General features: G+C 64.9%; 1 protein-coding gene. It reads right to left on the bottom strand.

Features of this window, described 5'->3' with window-relative positions; translation table 11 throughout:
• Nucleotides 1-45 precede the first annotated feature (45 nt).
• A partial coding sequence (locus DBR24_RS14230) for a thioesterase II family protein (RefSeq protein WP_256591475.1) occupies nucleotides 46-771 on the bottom strand: 726 nt, incomplete at its 5' end.

The following is a 771-nucleotide window of genomic DNA, read 5'->3' as shown; positions in this document are numbered from 1 at the left end:
AGCCATGACTGGCCTCCTGTAATCACTCGATAAGGGCGCCGTGCGTTACAGCGCCGTGGCCGTCGCTTGGGCATGACGCCGGTGATGGACTTCCAGATGCGTCTTGATCGTGCGGATGACCCGGGCCTCGTGCTCATGAATGAAGAAATGCCCGCCGGTCATCATGTCCACGGAAAAACTGCCCTGGGTTTCCTTGCTCCAGCCAATCAGTTGCTCGGTGGTTGCGCGGTCTTCCTTGCCGCCGAGCACGTGCACCGGGCAATTGAGCGAGGGCCGCTGCGCCGGCGTAAAGCGTCCGCACATCATGAAATCGGCACGCAGCACGGGCAGCGTCAGACTCATCAGCTCTTTATTGGCCAGCACTTCTTCGCTAGTGCCCTGAAAGGTGCGCAACTGCTCGATCAGTTCGTCGTCGCTGCGCGCTTCGGCGAACCCACGGTCGTAGTCGCTGCGCATCGTCGGCGCGGCGGTGCCGGAAGCGAACAGCGCCACCGGTTCCGGTGCGCCGAGTTCGCGAAAGGCGTGGGCCATCTCGCAGGCCAGCAGCGCGCCGAGGCTGTGCCCGAACAGCGCATAAGGCGTGTGCAGACCGGGCTTTTGCTCGCGGGCCAGCTGGCGCGCCAGGGCGCGCATGTCGATTTGCAGGGGTTCGTCGAAACGGGCACCGCGCCCGGGCAGTTCTACCGGTTGCAAGTGCAGCCACGACGGCAGTTGGCGCCGCCAGCGGCTGTAGACCATGGCGCTGGCGCCCGAATAGGGCAGGCACAGCAG

The sequence above is a fragment of the Pseudomonas sp. HMWF006 genome, from assembly GCF_003061205.1.
In the GTDB taxonomy this organism is placed as follows: domain Bacteria; phylum Pseudomonadota; class Gammaproteobacteria; order Pseudomonadales; family Pseudomonadaceae; genus Aquipseudomonas; species Aquipseudomonas monsensis.
This window is presented reverse-complemented; position numbering and strand designations above follow the sequence as displayed.